This is a genomic window from Roseateles sp. L2-2, assembly GCF_050613215.1.
Taxonomy (GTDB): Bacteria; Pseudomonadota; Gammaproteobacteria; order Burkholderiales; family Burkholderiaceae_C; genus Roseateles; species Roseateles noduli.
The window spans coordinates 6,341,307-6,356,957 of the sequence record NZ_CP192509.1 but is presented as its reverse complement, the minus strand read 5'-3'; the positions used below and the strand labels follow the sequence as shown (position 1 = coordinate 6,356,957).

The 15,651-nt window shown below is 69.3% G+C and carries 13 protein-coding genes; 10 read left to right on the top strand and 3 right to left on the bottom strand.

The window, feature by feature from the left end; translation table 11 throughout:
• Window positions 1–56 precede the first annotated feature (56 nt).
• The 5 genes from ACQZ13_RS28305 to ACQZ13_RS28285 all read left to right on the top strand — a co-directional run bounded on the left by ACQZ13_RS28305 (window position 57) and on the right by ACQZ13_RS28285 (window position 4,696).
• The gene (locus tag ACQZ13_RS28305; RefSeq protein ID WP_088408638.1) at window positions 57–602 is read left to right on the top strand and encodes a DUF2271 domain-containing protein; all 546 of its coding nucleotides are present in this window, start codon (window positions 57–59) and stop codon (window positions 600–602) included.
• A gap of 44 nt (window positions 603–646) precedes the next feature.
• Window positions 647–1,495, top strand: a complete 849-nt coding sequence (locus ACQZ13_RS28300; RefSeq protein ID WP_431049146.1) for a DUF4198 domain-containing protein — start codon at window positions 647–649, stop codon at window positions 1,493–1,495.
• The gene (locus ACQZ13_RS28295; protein ID WP_431049145.1) at window positions 1,492–2,577 is read left to right on the top strand and encodes an FAD:protein FMN transferase; all 1,086 of its coding nucleotides are present in this window, start codon (window positions 1,492–1,494) and stop codon (window positions 2,575–2,577) included. Before ACQZ13_RS28300 ends, ACQZ13_RS28295 begins: the two co-directional genes overlap by 4 nt.
• Window positions 2,578–2,584: 7 nt before the next feature.
• The gene (locus tag ACQZ13_RS28290; RefSeq protein ID WP_431049144.1) at window positions 2,585–3,994 is read left to right on the top strand and encodes a sulfite reductase subunit alpha; all 1,410 of its coding nucleotides are present in this window, start codon (window positions 2,585–2,587) and stop codon (window positions 3,992–3,994) included.
• A gap of 273 nt (window positions 3,995–4,267) precedes the next feature.
• Window positions 4,268–4,696 (top strand): SWIB/MDM2 domain-containing protein, encoded by a 429-nt coding sequence (locus ACQZ13_RS28285; RefSeq protein ID WP_088408634.1) that lies wholly within the window; start codon window positions 4,268–4,270, stop codon window positions 4,694–4,696.
• Between the two features lie 123 nt (window positions 4,697–4,819).
• On the opposite strand, the gene ACQZ13_RS28280 is transcribed toward ACQZ13_RS28285, so the two are convergent.
• A complete protein-coding gene (locus ACQZ13_RS28280) occupies window positions 4,820–5,200 on the bottom strand; it encodes a response regulator (protein ID WP_431049143.1) in 381 nt (126 codons plus the stop codon).
• A 308-nt stretch (window positions 5,201–5,508) separates the two neighbouring features.
• On the opposite strand from ACQZ13_RS28280, the gene ACQZ13_RS28275 reads away from it, so the two are divergent.
• Window positions 5,509–6,306 (top strand): MHFG family PEP-CTERM protein, encoded by a 798-nt coding sequence (locus ACQZ13_RS28275; protein WP_431049142.1) that lies wholly within the window; start codon window positions 5,509–5,511, stop codon window positions 6,304–6,306.
• Between the two features lie 7 nt (window positions 6,307–6,313).
• On the opposite strand, the gene uvrA is transcribed toward ACQZ13_RS28275, so the two are convergent.
• A complete protein-coding gene (gene uvrA / locus ACQZ13_RS28270; RefSeq protein ID WP_088408707.1) occupies window positions 6,314–9,214 on the bottom strand; it encodes an excinuclease ABC subunit UvrA in 2,901 nt (966 codons plus the stop codon).
• Window positions 9,215–9,537: 323 nt separating this feature from the next.
• Here uvrA and ACQZ13_RS28265 point away from each other — a divergent pair, with 323 nt between their 5' ends.
• From ACQZ13_RS28265 to ACQZ13_RS28255, 3 genes are all read left to right on the top strand, one after another.
• A complete protein-coding gene (locus ACQZ13_RS28265) occupies window positions 9,538–11,547 on the top strand; it encodes a putative bifunctional diguanylate cyclase/phosphodiesterase (protein ID WP_431049141.1) in 2,010 nt (669 codons plus the stop codon).
• 154 nt (window positions 11,548–11,701) lie between these two features.
• Window positions 11,702–11,893, top strand: coding sequence for a hypothetical protein (locus tag ACQZ13_RS28260; RefSeq protein WP_431049140.1), 192 nt, complete (start codon window positions 11,702–11,704; stop codon window positions 11,891–11,893).
• 319 nt (window positions 11,894–12,212) lie between these two features.
• Complete coding sequence (locus ACQZ13_RS28255; protein ID WP_431049139.1) at window positions 12,213–12,515, top strand: hypothetical protein; 303 nt, start codon at window positions 12,213–12,215, stop codon at window positions 12,513–12,515.
• Window positions 12,516–12,638: 123 nt separating this feature from the next.
• Here the strand turns inward: ACQZ13_RS28255 and recQ are convergent, their stop codons facing one another.
• On the bottom strand, window positions 12,639–14,507 hold the full coding sequence (recQ, locus tag ACQZ13_RS28250; RefSeq protein ID WP_431049138.1) for a DNA helicase RecQ: 1,869 nt from the start codon (window positions 14,505–14,507) through the stop codon (window positions 12,639–12,641).
• 125 nt (window positions 14,508–14,632) lie between these two features.
• Here recQ and ACQZ13_RS28245 point away from each other — a divergent pair, with 125 nt between their 5' ends.
• Complete coding sequence (locus tag ACQZ13_RS28245; protein WP_431049137.1) at window positions 14,633–15,601, top strand: diguanylate cyclase; 969 nt, start codon at window positions 14,633–14,635, stop codon at window positions 15,599–15,601.
• The last annotated feature ends 50 nt before the right edge of the window (window positions 15,602–15,651 follow it).

Sequence of the window (15,651 nt, the reverse complement as noted above, 5' to 3'; positions counted from 1 at the left end):
CCTCTCCGCTCCGAGCCGCCGCCAGGATCCTCCCGACCTTCAACCGAGACTCGACCATGAATCGCTCCGCAAGTCGTACCCTCCTCCAGCTCGGTGCCCTCGGCACGCTGGGCACCCTGGCCGTCGGCTCGTCCGCCTGGGCCGCCACCGTCCAGCTCAAGCTGGAAGTGCCGCGCCTGAACGTCGCCGAGTACCACCGCCCCTACATCGCCGTCTGGGTCGAGAAGGCCGGCGAGTCCGGTCCCGCCGTCGCGCAGTTGGCCGTCTGGTACGACACCAAGAAGCAGAACAACGCCGGCACCAAGTGGCTCAAGGACATGCGCCAGTGGTGGCGCCAGGGCGGCCGCAACCTGACGGTGCCCGCGGACGGCGTGACCGCCGCCACGCGCGCACCGGGCGAGCACGCGATCTCGCTGGACACCAGCGCCGCGCTGGCCGCGCTGCCTCCGGGCAAGTACGAAGTGGTCGTCGAATCCAGCCGTGAAGCCGGCGGCCGCGAGGTGCAGCGCCTGCCGCTGACCTGGCCGGTCAAGGCTGCCGCGACGGAGAAGGCGCAAGGCGAGCACGAGCTCGGCGCGCTGGAACTGACGGTCAAGCCCTGATCGCGTCGCGACAGGCTCCACGACAAGACACGGAGGAACTCCCCATGAAGAAGACTTCGATCGCTTCCCACATCGCCACGCGCATCGCGCCCGTCGCGCTGGCCGTCGCCGCGCTGGTGCCGCTGACCGCGCACGCGCACATGACCTGGCTGCTGCCCAACAAGGCGGCCTTCGACGGCAAGGAGCCGGTGGCCTCGTTCGACGCGGCCGTCTCGGAAGACCTCTTCAACTTCGAGCGCGCGCTGAAGCTGGAGACGGTCCGCATCACCGCGCCCGACGGCAAGACCGTCGAGGCTGAGAACCGCAGCGCCGCCCGCCACCGCGAGAGCTTCGACGTGAAGCTGACGCAGGACGGCACCTGGCGCGTGAGCAATGTCAGCCAGTCGCTGATGGGCGCGTACAAGCAGGGCGGCGAGACCAAGCGCTTCCGCGGCACGAAGGAAAGTTTTGCCAAGGACGTGCCGGCCGATGCCGAGGTCACCGCGCTGACGGTGATGAGCAACCGCCAGCAGACCTTCGTCAGCAAGGAAGAGGCCGGCAAGGTCGACTTCAAGCCCGAGGGCGACGGCCTGGAGCTGCTGCCGCTGGGTCCGGTCACCGACCTGAGCCACGGCGACAAGACGAAGTTCCGCCTGGTGCTGGACGGCAAGCCGGCGGCCGACGTGCAGCTCAAGCTGATCCGAGAAGGCAACCGCTACCGCTACAAGTTCGGCGAGATCGAGCTGAAGTCCGATGCGAAGGGCGAGTTCACCGTCGAATGGACGGAGCCGGGCCGCTACTTCATCGGTGCGAGCACCGGTCCCGCGCGCGGCCCGAACGCCCCCACCGGCACGCGTGAAGCGCCGGTGCAGCGCGCCAGCGTGAGCGCCACCTTCGAGGTGCTGCCGAAGTGAGCGTGATCAGCGGGACGATGGCGACGCGGGGCGCGGGCATCGCGCTCGAGCCGCGCGTCCTCGTTCCGCTGCAGATCGTCGGCGAGCCGCCAGCGCTGGGGCAGACCGTGCACGCACTGGCCGGCGAGACGATGGGGACGAGTTGGTCCGCGCGTTTCATCGGGCCGACGGGGCTGCGACTCGCCGCCATCGAGGCGGCCATCGTCCACGCCTGCGACGAGGTGATCGCGCAGATGAGCAGCTGGGCCGCGGGCTCGGACCTCAGCCGCTTCAATCGCGCGGCGGCGGGCACGGCGTGTCCGTTGCCGGACGGTTTTGCCGCCGTCGTCGATGCGGCCTTGCGCATCGCGGCCGAGAGCGGCGGCGCTTACGACCCGACCGCCGGCGCGCTGGTCGCGCTGTGGGGCTTCGGACCTTCGGGCGAGACCGCGCTCGCGCCGCGCCACGATGCGCCGGACTTCCGCGCGCCGTCGCCCGAGGACTGCGATCGTGTCCATTGCGGCTGGGCATCGCTGCCGTGGGACGGCACGCGGCGCGTGCTCACGCAACCCGGCGAGGCGACGCTGGACCTCTCGGCGATCGCCAAGGGCTTCGCGGTCGATCGCTTGTCCACCGTCCTGACGGCGCTCGGACTGCCGGACCACCTCGTCGAGATCGGCGGGGAGCTGCGCGGTGCCGGGCTCAAGCCGGAGGGCCAACCGTGGTGGGTCGACCTGGAGCCGCCGTCGGCGGACTGCGGACTCGCGCCGGTGCGCATCGCCTTGCACGGACTGTCGGTGGCGACCTCCGGCGACTACCGGAAATTCTTCGATGAGGCCGACGGACCGCGCCGCTCCCACACCATCGATCCGCGCACCCGACGGCCGATCGAACACGGACTCGCGTCGGTCACCGTCGTGCACGACAGCGCGATGTGGGCCGACGGCTGGTCGACGGCGCTGATGGTGCTCGGGCCGGACGAAGGCCTCGCGCTGGCGGAGCGCCTCGGACTGGCTGCGCTGCTGGTGCGCCGACGGTCGCCGTCTGAAGGCGGCGGATTCGAGGAGCGCTTCTCCACGGCGATGCGCGCGCTGATGCTGTGATGCACTGATGGCTCCGATCCTGTCCCGTCCCGCGGCGGCCCTGCTGCTGATCGCGCTCTATCTGTTGTTGTGCGCCGCCGTCTGGTGGCGACATCGCCGCCGGCTGCGACAGGCGGCCGACGCCGCTGCCGCGTTGCTGCCCGCCGCAGACGCGGGCCCGCCGGTGCTGGTGCTGCACGCGAGCCAGACCGGCCAGGCCGAGGAACTCGCCTGGCAGACCGCCAAGGCGCTGCACCTGGCCGGCATGCCGGTGCGCGTGGCCTCGCTCGGCGAGATCGATCGCGACGACTTGCGCGGCGCGCGGCATGCGCTGTTCATTGCCAGCACCTACGGCGAAGGCGATGCGCCGGACAGCGCCGCGCCGTTCGCGCGCGACCTGATGGCGGCGGAGGGATCCGCACTGGATCTGTCCTCGCTCGAGGTCGGCGTGCTGGCGCTGGGCGATTCGACCTACACGCACTTCTGCGGCTTCGGGCGTGCGCTCGATGCGTGGCTGCGCGAGCACGGCGCGCGGTTGATGTTCGACCGCATCGACTCCGATCGTGCCGACGAGCATGCGCTGGCGCAATGGCGCCAACGGCTCAGCCACTTCGCGGGCACCGCCGATCTGGCGGAATGGGAGACGCCGGTCTTCACGTCGTGGCGCCTGAGCGAGCGCCGGCATCTGAATCCGGGCAGCCAGGGCGGTCCGGTGTTCCATCTGGAACTGACGCCGGCGGACGGTTCGCCGCTGCCGGCGTGGGAAGCGGGCGACCTCGTGCAGGTGAGCGTCGCGACCGACGACGCCGGCGACGATGCGCAGCGGCCGCGCGAGTACACGATCGCCTCATTGCCCTCCGATGGGCGCGTCGAACTGATGGTTCGCCGCACGATGCGCGAGGACGGCACGCCCGGACTCTCGTCGGGCTGGCTGACCGGACGGCTGCCGCTCGACGGCACCGTGGCGATGCGGCTGCGCCCGCATGCGAGCTTCCGCATCGGTGCGAACGCCGACCGCAAGCTGATCCTCGTCGGCAACGGCACCGGGTTGGCCGGACTGCGCGCGCACCTGAAGGCCCGCGCGGCGACCCGCATGGACACGAAGAACGCGTCCGCCTGGCTGCTCTTCGGCGAACGCCAGTCCGCGCACGACGCGCACTACCGCGAGGAGATCGACGCCTGGCAGCGCGACGGCCTGATCGCTCACGCGGACTGGGCCTTCTCGCGCGACCAGTCCGAGCGCGTCCATGTGCAGCATCTGCTGGAGCGGCACGCGCAACGGCTGCGCGAATGGATCGCCGACGGCGCCGCGCTCTACGTCTGCGGCAGCCTGCAAGGCATGGCGGGCGCGGTCGACGCGGTGCTGCGCGAGACGCTCGGCGACGCCGATGTCGACGGCCTCATCCGCGACGGCCGCTACCGCCGCGACGTCTACTGAGCACCTCGTCGACGACGCGCGCAGGACGCGATGACCACGGGGAACCCCGTAGGTGAAGACGTGCGGCGCGCGTAGGACACGCGGAGATTGATGCGCGCCTGCGACAAACACGGGCCTCGACGTTGACTTCCAGGCCGTTTCCCCCCCGGTAAAGCCTTCTCAATGACAGAGGTGCGCAGTACCATTGCCCGCGCAGGGTGCCATCGAGTACCGAAGGCGTCAGACCTTCACCAGGGCCCGGCACATCAACAACCCTTGATGGAGAGAATCGAAATGGCAACTGCGAAGAAGGCTGCGCCCGCCAAGAAGGCGGCACCGGCCAAGAAGGCGGCTCCGGCGGCGAAGAAGGCCGCTGCTCCCGCCGCGAAGAAGGCGGCACCGGCGAAGAAGGCCGCGCCCGCGACGAAGGCGGCAGCTCCTGCGAAGAAGGCTGCCGCGCCCGCGAAGAAGCGCACCCCCAACGCCGCCTTCATGAAGGCCCTGACCCCCAGCCCCGCGCTGGCCGCGATCGTCGGCGACAAGCCGCTGCCGCGGACCGACGTGGTGAAGAAGGTCTGGGAATACATCAAGAAGCACAACCTGCAGGACGCTGCGCAGAAGCGCGTCATCAACGCCGACGCCAAGCTGAAGGAAATCTTCGGCAAGGCCAAGGCCGACATGTTCGAGATGACCCGTCTGATCAACAGCCACCTGAAGGATTGAGCGGCCGGGGCCGAAAGGCTCTTCCGCATTCCGGACAAGGCCCGCCTCGCGCGGGCTTTTTTGCGTCCGCGCGGGAGCGCCGACAAGCATCCTCAGCCGGGATGGGCCGCGGTGAGCGCCGTCTCAGAGCCGCTCGAGCGCCGCGCGCAGCTGGCGCACGTCGATGGGCTTGAGCCAGTAGTCCAGGAAGCCGGCGGCACGCGCGCGCTGGCGTTGATCGTCCATCACGTCGGCCGAGAGCGCGATGCAGCGCAGCGTCGCGAAGCGCGGCTCGGCGCGCACCAGCGCCATCAGCTGCAGCCCGTTCATGTCGGGCAGGTTCATGTCCATCAGCACCAGCGACGGCGTGACGCGCGAGAGCGCCTCCATCGCCTGCGCGCCGGTCTCGGCGATGTCCAGCGTCCAGCCGGGCATCAGACGGAACACCTCCTCCATCAGCACGATGTTGATGCGATCGTCCTCGACGTAGAGGACGTGACGGGCGGCGGCGGAGGGGGACGACATGGCGATGGCAGGCGGGTGAATTGAAACGATAACAGCGAATCCCGACCACGGCAGCGTTGTCCATGCGGGCGGCGCTTCTACCCCGGGTGTGCGAACTGTGAGACCGATGTGACAAAAACCACGCCGGACCACACCCCCGCCTGAGGGGTCCGCCCAGAAGCGGCGGGGGTTCGCTCCCTACACTGCCCTCCAGGTCCTGTCACATCCGGTGATTCAAGCCCACGGATGGATACAGGACAGACTGCCGGCAAGGCCTGACCCCGACGAGGTGTTCTCACGGAGGCGGCCGCCGAATAAAGAGACTTGTCATGTCGTTGGTGGCCGCATTCGCGTTGGCCGCGTCTACCGTGACGCTGCCGAACTGCTCCTGGGATCGTCCGGGGGTGAATCCCTTCATGGGCGACCTGGTCGCGGCCGTGGACCGGTACAAGGACATTCCGGCGGCGACGCGCGCCAAGCTGAAGGCCCGCATGACGGCCCGCCAGTACGACGAGATCGTCGACATCCACCGCGACAGCATCGTCGGCCGCTACGACTACGGCAGCGAGATCCGCGACATGCATTTCGGCGCGGGCTCGGTCTGCCAGACCGTCACGCGCGGGAAGTGGACGGAGCAGACGCTGGAACGCGGACTCGTCTATTGCGAGGACGGCCAGTGCATCCTGGTGCCGACGGTCTGCCGCAACGTGAGCCGGATCTCGCGCGGGAAACTGAAACCCCCCGCCGCAGGCGGCGCGCAGACGGCGAAGAACGAAGAAGAACCGCTGATGTTCGAACCGCCGGCAGCCGGTGCGCCGGACGGCGGTGCCGGTGACCCAGGCAGTTTCGCGCGTACGGCCGGCGTGCCGCCGACGGCGACCTCCGATACCAGCCTCGTCGCACCGACGCCCACGCCGGGTGCCGGCAGCGGCGGTGCCGTGGGCGGCGGAGTCCCCTCAGCCGGTGGCGGTCCCGGCGTGATCACCTTGCCCCAGATTCCGCAGAACAGCGGCGGCAACGGTGGCACCCTGCCGGTCGTTCCCAGCGTGCCGGAACCTCAAACGTGGCTGCTGTTCGCGCTGGGACTGGGCGCACTGGCCTTCGTGGCCAAGCGCCGCGCGACCTGACTCGCCCTCAGCCGCGCGCGAGCAGCGGCTTCAGATAGCGGCCGGTGTGGCTCGCTTCGCAGGCGGCGACGTCCTCGGGCGTGCCGGCGACGAGCAGGCGCCCACCGCCGGATCCACCCTCGGGGCCCATGTCGATCAGCCAGTCGGCCGTCTTGATGACGTCCAGGTTGTGCTCAATGATCACGATGGTGTTGCCGGCGTCGCGCAGCTGATGCACGACCTTCAGCAGCAGCGCGATGTCCGCGAAGTGCAGTCCGGTCGTCGGCTCGTCCAGGATGTAGAGCGTGCGACCGGTGTCGCGCTTGGACAGCTCCAGCGCCAGCTTGACCCGCTGCGCCTCGCCGCCTGACAGCGTCGTGGCGCTCTGCCCCAGCTTCACGTAGCCCAGGCCGACGTCCATCAGCGTCTGCAGCTTGCGCGCGAGCGTGGGCACCGCGCTGAAGAAGGTCAACGCATCCTCCACAGTCAGGCCCAGCACTTCGGAGATGTTCTTCCCCTTGTAGAGCACCTCCAGCGTCTCGCGGTTGTAGCGCTTGCCGAAGCAGGTGTCGCAGGGGACGTAGACGTCCGGCAGGAAGTGCATCTCGACCTTCAGCACGCCGTCGCCCTGGCAGGCCTCGCAGCGGCCGCCGGCGACGTTGAAGCTGAAACGGCCCGCGCCGTAGCCGCGCTCGCGCGCGGTCGGCATCTCGGCGAAGAGCTCGCGGATGGGCGTGAACAGGCCGGTGTAGGTCGCCGGATTCGAGCGCGGGGTGCGGCCGATCGGCGACTGGTCGACGTTGATGACCTTGTCGAAGGCGTCCATGCCGTCGATCTCGTCGTGCTCGGCCGGCTCGGCATGGCTCTGGTAGAGCTTGCGCGAGACGGCCGCGTACAGCGTGTCGTTGACCAGCGTGCTCTTGCCCGAACCGGACACGCCCGTCACGCAGGTCAGCAGCCCGACCGGGAACTCCGCGGTCACGCCCTTCAGGTTGTTGCCGCGCGCATTGACGATCTTCAGCGTGCGCGGATCGGGGCTGTCGGCGAGCGCATGGCGCTTCTTCGGCACCTCGATGCGTTCCAGGCCGCTCAGGTAGCGCCCGGTCGACGATTCGTGGTTCGCCGCGACTTCCTCGGGCGTGCCCTGCGCCATGATCCGGCCGCCGTGGACGCCCGCTCCCGGGCCGAGGTCCAGCACGTGGTCCGCGGCGCGGATGGCATCCTCGTCGTGCTCGACGACGAGCACCGAATTGCCCAGGTCACGCAGCCGCCGCAGCGTGGCGATGAGGCGGTCGTTGTCGCGCTGGTGTAGGCCGATGCTGGGCTCGTCCAGCACGTACATCACGCCGGTCAGGCCCGAGCCGATCTGCGACGCGAGCCGGATCCGCTGCGCCTCGCCGCCGGACAGCGTGTCGGCGCTGCGGTCCAGGCTCAGGTAGTTGAGGCCGACGTCGTTGAGGAAGTGCAGCCGCGACGCGATCTCGCGGATCACCTTGTCCGCGATCTCGGCCTTCGCGCCCTTGAGCTTCAACCCCTCGAAGTAATGCAGCGCCTCGCGCAGCGTCGCGTGCTCGACCTCATAGATCGGCTTGCCGCGTTCGCCCTCGGCCGCCTCGGCCGGCTGCAGCAGGACGTTGCGGGCCTCGCGACGCAGCCGCGAGCCCTCGCATTGCGGACAGGGCTTGGCACTCTGGTAGCGCGCGAGTTCCTCGCGCACCGCGGCGGAGTCCGTCTCGCGATAACGCCGCGTCAGGTTGGGCAGGATGCCTTCGAACGGATGGGCGCGCTTGACGCTGCGCTTCTTCCCGTTCGCGCCTTCGGCTTCGTAGACGAAGGTGATCTCGTCCTCGCCGGAGCCGTGCAGCAAGACCTGGCGCGCTTGTTCGGGGAGCTCCTCGAAGGGCAGCTCGATGTCGAAGCCGTAGTGCTTGGCCACCGTCTCCAGCATGGAGAAGGTGTAGGCGTTGCGCCGGTCCCAGCCCTTCACCGCGCCGCTGGCCAGGCTCAAGGTCGGGAACGCGACGACGCGATCCGGATCGAAGACGGTGACCTGGCCGAGGCCTTCGCAGGACGGGCAGGCGCCGACCGGCGAGTTGAAGGAGAACAGCCGCGGCTCAAGTTCGGGCAGCGAGTAGCTGCAGATCGGACATGCGAACTTGCTGGAGTAGATCGCTTCGGTGCCGCTGTCCATGTCCAGCACCAGCGCGCGGCCGTCGGCCAGGCGCAGCGCGGCTTCGAAGCTTTCGGCCAGACGCTGGCGCAGCGTGTCGGCGCTGTCGTGGCGCAGCTTGATGCGGTCGACGACGACGTCGATGTCGTGCTTCTCGGCCTTCTTCAGCGCCGGCAGCTCGGTGACCTCGACGGTCTGCCCGTCGACGCGGAAGCGCACGTAGCCCTGCGCCTGCAGGTCCTGGAAGAGCTCGACGAACTCGCCCTTGCGGTCGCGCACGACCGGGGCCAGCACCATCAGGCGCGACTCGTCGGGCATGGCCAGCACGGCGTCGACCATCTGGCCGACGCTGGACGCTTCCAGCGGCAGGTGGTGGTCGGGGCAGAAGGGCGTGCCGGCGCGCGCGTAGAGCAGGCGCAGGTAGTCGTGGATCTCGGTGACGGTGCCGACGGTCGAACGGGGGTTGTGGCTGGTGGCCTTCTGCTCGATCGAGATCGCGGGCGACAGGCCCTCGATGACGTCGACATCGGGCTTGTCCATCAGCTGCAGGAACTGGCGCGCGTAGGCCGAGAGGCTCTCGACGTAGCGGCGCTGGCCTTCGGCGTAGAGCGTGTCGAAAGCGAGCGAGGACTTGCCCGACCCCGACAGCCCGGTGATGACGACCAGCTGGTTGCGCGGCAGGTCGACGTCGATGTTCTTGAGGTTGTGGGTGCGCGCGCCGCGCACGCGGATCATCGGCGTCTCGCCGACGGGCCGCATGGCCTGGCCCAGGTACCGGCCGGAGTCCGCCAGCGGGCCGGCAGACGCCTTCGGCTCAGCGCCCGCCAGCGGCGTGGCGCCGGGCTCGGAGGGGGCTAGAGCAACGGAAGCGACGGGCGGGACTTTCGTGGACATGGGGCCGGGACACAACTGGAGTCGAACTCGCCATGATAGGGCCAGGGCCGGTTCCGCGTCCGGCCCTGCTGACACCGCGTGGCAGCGGGAGGAATGCCTAAATCCTTCTCGGCGACCCCGTCTTTGCGGGGGGGCTTCCAGTTTTCGGACGTGCAGAATCAGCCTTCCCCCTCTGCCCACCCCCCTCGATGAAGCTCAAAGCGCCGTCGCTGTCGCTACGCAGTGTGATCCTGCTCGCGGTGGTGATCGGAATCGCCGTGCCGGCGCTGGCGCTGGTCGCCTTCAGCGACGCCTTCATCCGGCGCAGCCTGGAGCCGGTGCTGGAAGGCCAGCGCGCGGCCGTGCTGACGCTCGCCGCGAACGGCCTGGCCGAGCCGCTGTGGACGGTGGACAGCCCCGCCGTGCAACGCGCGCTGGATCAACTGCTGTCGGACGTGAACGTCTGCGCGGTCGAGTTGAGCGAGGAGCGCGCCGACACCCGCGACATCATCCGCACCAAGTGCAGCCCCGGCTGGCCGACGGTCACGCTGGCCGCGACCATCCAGCGCGACGCGCAGGTGCTGGGCAGCCTGAGGGTGCAGTTCGACGACGCGGCGCAGGAGCGCATGCTGGAAGAAGGCCGCCGGCAGACCGCGCTGATCGTGGCGTTCCAGGTCGCGGCGGGTGTCGCCATCGTGCTGCTGGTGTTCTACGTGCGCCTGGTGCGCCCCATCGACCGCCTGAAGCGGCTGGCGAGCGCGATCGCCGAACGTCAGCCGGTGCCGCGCCTGCGCTGGAACCGCAAGGACGAACTGGGCCAGCTCGGCGTGCACCTGGACCAGATGGGCCAGCAGATCGCCGGTCTGCTGGCCGACATGGAAAGCAAGAACGCGCAGCTGCATCAGCTGGCGATGTACGACCACCTGACGGGTCTGCCGAACCGCACGCTCTTCCGCGAGGTCTTCCTGCACGAGGCGGCCGTGGCGCGTCGGGACCAGACCCATCTGGCGCTGCTGTTCGTCGACCTGGACCGCTTCAAGGCGATCAACGATTCCCTCGGCCATGCGGCCGGCGACCGCATGCTGCTGCAGGCGAGCGAACGCCTGCGCCAGGCGGTGCGGGAATCGGACCTGGCCTGCCGCGTCAGCGGCGACGAGTTCCTGCTGCTCATGCGCGACTCCAGCGAGCACGTCGGCGTCGCCGCGCAGCGCCTGATCGAGGCGCTGAATGCGCCGCTGCAGCTGGAAGGCGGCGTGGCGAGCGTGTCGGCGAGCGTCGGCATCGCGCTGTTCCCGCGCGACGGGGACGACTTCGACACGCTGGTCCGGCATGCGGATCTGGCCATGTACCGCGCCAAGCAGATGGGCCGCTCGCGCTACAGCTTCTTCCAGCAGGACATGGACGCGGCCGCGGTGGAGCGCATGGAGCTCGAACGCGAGCTGAAGCTGGCGCTGGAGCGCGACGAACTGCTGCTCCATTACCAGGCCGTCGTCGACGCGCGTACCGGTCAGTGGTCGGGGCTGGAGGCGCTGATGCGCTGGCAGCACCCGCAGCGCGGCCTGGTGATGCCGGGCCAGTTCATCGAGCTGGCGGAGGAGACGGGACAGATCCTGGCGCTGGGCTGGAGCACGATCGAGCAGGCCTGCGCGCAGCTGGCGCGCTGGAAGGCGGCGGGACGACACCCGGGGCCGATCTCGATCAACTTGTCGGCGCTGCAGTTCCGCGAGCCCCGTCTGGCCGAGCGCATCGCCGAGTCGATGCGCCGCCACGCCGTCGCCCCCGGCGAACTGGCGATCGAGCTGACCGAGAGTTCGCTGCTGACGGACACGGAGACGGTCCTGCAGACCCTGTCGCGCCTGACGGACCTGGGGCTCAGCCTGTCGGTGGACGATTTCGGGACGGGGTATTCCTCGCTCGCCTATCTGAAGCTGCTGCGCCCGGCGCGCCTGAAGATCGACCGGGCCTTCGTCCGGGACCTGCCCACCAGCGCCGACGACCGCGCGCTGGTGCGGGCCATGATGGGCATGGCGGAGGCGCTGGGCATCGACGTCGTGGCCGAGGGCGTCGAGACCGGGGAGCAGCGCGACGCGCTGCTGGCGCTGGGCTGCTGGCAGCAGCAGGGCTACTTCTATTGCCGGCCGCAGCCCGCTGCGGCGCTGGAGGACCGGCTGGCCGCCTGGCCGCCCCAAGCTGGGGCAGCGCGGGTCGCGCAGGTCTGAAACCACCCCCCTAACTTCCGTTCAGCCGGCTGGCCGGCATTTCGGCGCGCGATTGCGGCAATTCGTCGCGTCCGGATGGTCTTGTCATTTCCCGCGGCGCACAGTCCATCCTCGTTGACCTTCCAGGACAGGAAAGACACCGCAGGGGACCCCCATGAACGACGCCGCAAAGACCTTCCTCACCGCCCTGGCCGCCGTGGCCAGCGCCGCCGTCATCGCCTTGTGGCTGGCGGACGCGAACGAGGCCGCGCGTCCGTCCAACCCCCTGCCCCTGCACTGGGCCGAGCAGACCGTGCCGGGACCTCAGGCTGATCGGGCCGACCAGGCCAGCAAGCCGCGCGGATGACCGCGCGACTTGCCCCCCGATAGACGCCACGCTTCCCCCCGGCATTTCGAAGCCCGCCTGACCAGCGGGCTTCTTTTTTTTGTCCGCTTCGCATGTCCGATGTGTCCGTTCCATGTCCGCGGACACAACGGACACGATCGCTCAGAACACCGATGGAATGGGCGATCCGAGCGATCGGCACTGCCGGCTCATCCATTCGTCGCGATTCCGCGCAGTTCACTCCGCTGCCGCGCGCATTCGTCGCTTGCGGCTCGCGAAGCGGGGCCGCAATGACGACACTGACTTCACTGACACACGCAACCCCTTCCAGGAGATCGACATGAGCACCACCACTTCCAAGACCCGTTCCACCCGCAGCCCGCGCATCGGCATGACCGGCGCGGCCAGCTTCAAGGCCTTCGCCTTCGGCATCGGCGCCACGCTGGCGATCGCGTTCAGCCTGCTGCACGTGCAGGACCAGCGCGAGCAACGCGCCGCCGTCATCACGCTGGATCCGGTGGTCATCACCGCCAAGCGCACCCAGCTGCCGACCGTCTACATCACCGGCCGCCGCGACACGTCGGCCGACGGCCAGCGCCTGGCGTCGGCCGCGCAGGTCGGCTGCACGACCCAGCTCTGCTGAGCTCCTGCGGTTGCGCTGTCAAGGCGGCGACCGCGGCTGATCGGCGGATGGGCTGATCGGCTGTCGCGCTCGCCAACGAAAACGCCTGGCATCGCCGGGCGTTTTCTTTTTGGGGCCGCAGGGTCAGTCTTCGCTCAGCACGCGCAGCAGCGCGTCGCCGTAGGCCTCGAGCTTCTTCGCGCCGATGCCGCTGATGCCGGACATCTCCTCCAGCGACTGCGGCTGTTGGCGGGCCAGTTCCGCGAGCGTGACGTTCTGGAAGATCACGTAGGCCGGCAGGCCGTGCTCGCGCGCGACTTCGGCGCGCCAGGCCTTGAGCGCGTCGAAGCGCACCTGCGCCGCTGCATCCAGATCCGTCTCCGCCTCCGAGCGCTTGGACGTCGCGCCGGTGGTGCGGCCGGACTTGCTCCGCTTGGTCGGTGTGGTCGGCTGGCGCAGCAGCATCTGCACCTCGCCGCGCAGCACGGCCTTCGCCTCGCCGCCTAGCGACAGCGTGTTGTATTCGCCTTCCGTCACCGCGTAGCCCAGCGCGATCAGCTGGCGGATCACCGCGCGCCACTGCTGCTCGCTGAGCGACGCACCGACGGCCCAGGTGCTCAGTTCCTGATGCCGGTACTGCTTGACCTTGTCGGTCTCCTTGCCGCGCAGCACGTCGATCAGATGGCCGGAGCCGAAGCTGAAGCCCGTCACCTGGTGGAAGCGGTAGATGCACGACAGCGCCATCCGCGCCGCCTCGGTCGCATCCCAGGTCGCGGGCGGGTGGACGCAGTTGTCGCAGTTTCCGCAGGGCTGGCTCTCTTCGCCGAAGTAGCTGAGCAGCCGCACGCGCCGGCAGTCGATGGCCTCGGCCAGCGCGAGCAGCGCGTCGAGCTTGCCGCGCTGCACCTGCTTGAACTCGTCGGTGGACGGGCTCTCGTCGATCATGCGCCGCTGCTGGACGACGTCGGCCAGCCCGTAAGCCATCCACGCCTGGGCCGGCGCGCCGTCGCGACCGGCACGGCCGGTCTCCTGGTAGTAGCCCTCGATGTTCTTGGGCAGGTCCAGGTGGGCGACGAAACGCACGTCGGGCTTGTCGATGCCCATGCCGAAGGCGATGGTCGCGACCATCACGATGCCGTCCTCGCGCAGGAAGCGGTCCTGGTGGCGGCGGCGCTGGTCCTGCTCCATGCCCGCGTGGTACGGCAGCGCGTTGATGCCCTTGGACTTCAGCCAGTCGGCGGTCTCGTCGACCTTCTTGCGGCTCTGGCAGTAGACGACGCCGGCGGCGTCCTCGTGCTCGTCCTGGATGAAGCGCAGCAGCTGTTCGCGCGGGCTGTCCTTCTCGACGATCAGGTAGCGGATGTTGGGCCGGTCGAAGGACGCGACGAAGACCTCGGCCTCTTCGAGCTGCAGCCGCTCGATGATGTCGGCGCGGGTGATGTCGTCGGCGGTGGCCGTGAGCGCGATGCGCGGGATGTCGGGGAAGCGCTCGTGGAGCAGGCTGAGCGAGAGGTATTCGCTGCGGAAGTCGTGGCCCCACTGGCTGACGCAATGGGCCTCGTCGATGGCGAAGAGGCTGAGCTTGCCGCGCTCGTGGAGCGACTGCATCTGCGCGATGAAGCGGGCGGTGTTGACGCGTTCCGGTGCGGCGTACAGCAGCGTGATGCGGCCGGCGAGCATCTCGCGCTCGATGCGCTGGGTTTCCTCGAGGGTCTGCGTGGAGTTGAGGAAGGCCGCCGCGACGCCGGCTTCCTCGAGGGCGCCGACCTGGTCGTGCATCAGGGCGATCAGCGGACTGACGACCACGGTGACGCCGTGGCCGGCGCGCTGGCGGGCGATGGCGGGGATCTGGTAGCAGAGCGACTTGCCGCCGCCCGTGGGCATGAGGACCAGCGCGTCGCCGCCGGCGGTCACATGGTCGACGATCGAGGCCTGCTGGCCGCGAAAGGCGCTGTAACCGAACACCTCTTGCAGGATGGCGAGCGGGACGGGATGATGGTTGGAAGCACTCATGGAGCTCCCGATTGTCCCGTACATCGACGGGGCCGCCGTCGACCCGGTCCGGACCGGGCCGGGGTCCGGCGCCGGGACTGCGTAGAGCGACACCGAACTCTCAAAGCACAGGCAGACACGTCGACATGATTGCTGCGCCGTTGCCCGAAGACGAGAACGCCCGCCTGTCCACGCTGCGCGTGCTGCAGGTGCTGGACACGGATCCCGAGGAACGCTTCGACCGCCTGACGCGGATGGCCAGACGGCTGTTCCAGGTGCCGATCGCGCTGGTGAGCCTGGTGGACGCGGACCGGCAGTGGTTCAAGTCGGCGCAGGGCCTGGACGTGTCGGAGACGCCGCGCGACATCAGCTTCTGCGGCCACGCCATCATGTCGGACGACATCCTGCTGATCCCCGACACGCACGCGGATCCGCGCTTCGCGGACAACCCGCTGGTGACCGGCGGCCCGAGGATCCGGTTCTACGCCGGCTGCCCGGTGCGTGCGCCCAGCGGACACCGGCTGGGCACGCTGTGCCTGATCGACCGCGCGCCGCGCGGCTTCGACGCCGACGACCAGGCGACGCTGCGTGACCTGGCCTACATGGTCGAACAGCAGTTCGCGGCGATGTACATGGCGATGGTCGATGAACTCACGGGGCTGGCGAACCGGCGCGGCTTCGAGTCGCAGGCGGGGCATGTCCTGGCCTTGTGCCGGCGCAAGCAGTGGCCCGCGACGTTGCTGTACTTCGACCTGGACCACTTCAAGCACGTCAACGACCGTTACGGCCATGCGGAGGGCGACTGGGCGTTGAAGTCCTTCGCCGACATCCTGCGTTTCTGCCTGCGCTCGTCGGACGTGGTGGCGCGCACCGGCGGGGACGAGTTCGTGGCGCTGCTCAGCGGCACGGCGACCGAGCAGATGGCGCCGGCGCTGGAGCGGGTGAGGACGCAGGTCGGCGCGCTCAACCTGCGGGCGCAGCGTGGCTACGAGTTGGCCTTCAGCGTCGGCGATACGGCGATGTCGGGAGAAGAGCCGCTGGTGCTGGACGAGCTCATGCAGCAAGCCGATGCGGCGATGTATGCCCACAAGCAGTCGCGGCGGCGGATGAACTGAGCTGCAGCCCCTGATTCGAGTCGTCCGCCGACTTGGACGAGGCATCAAAT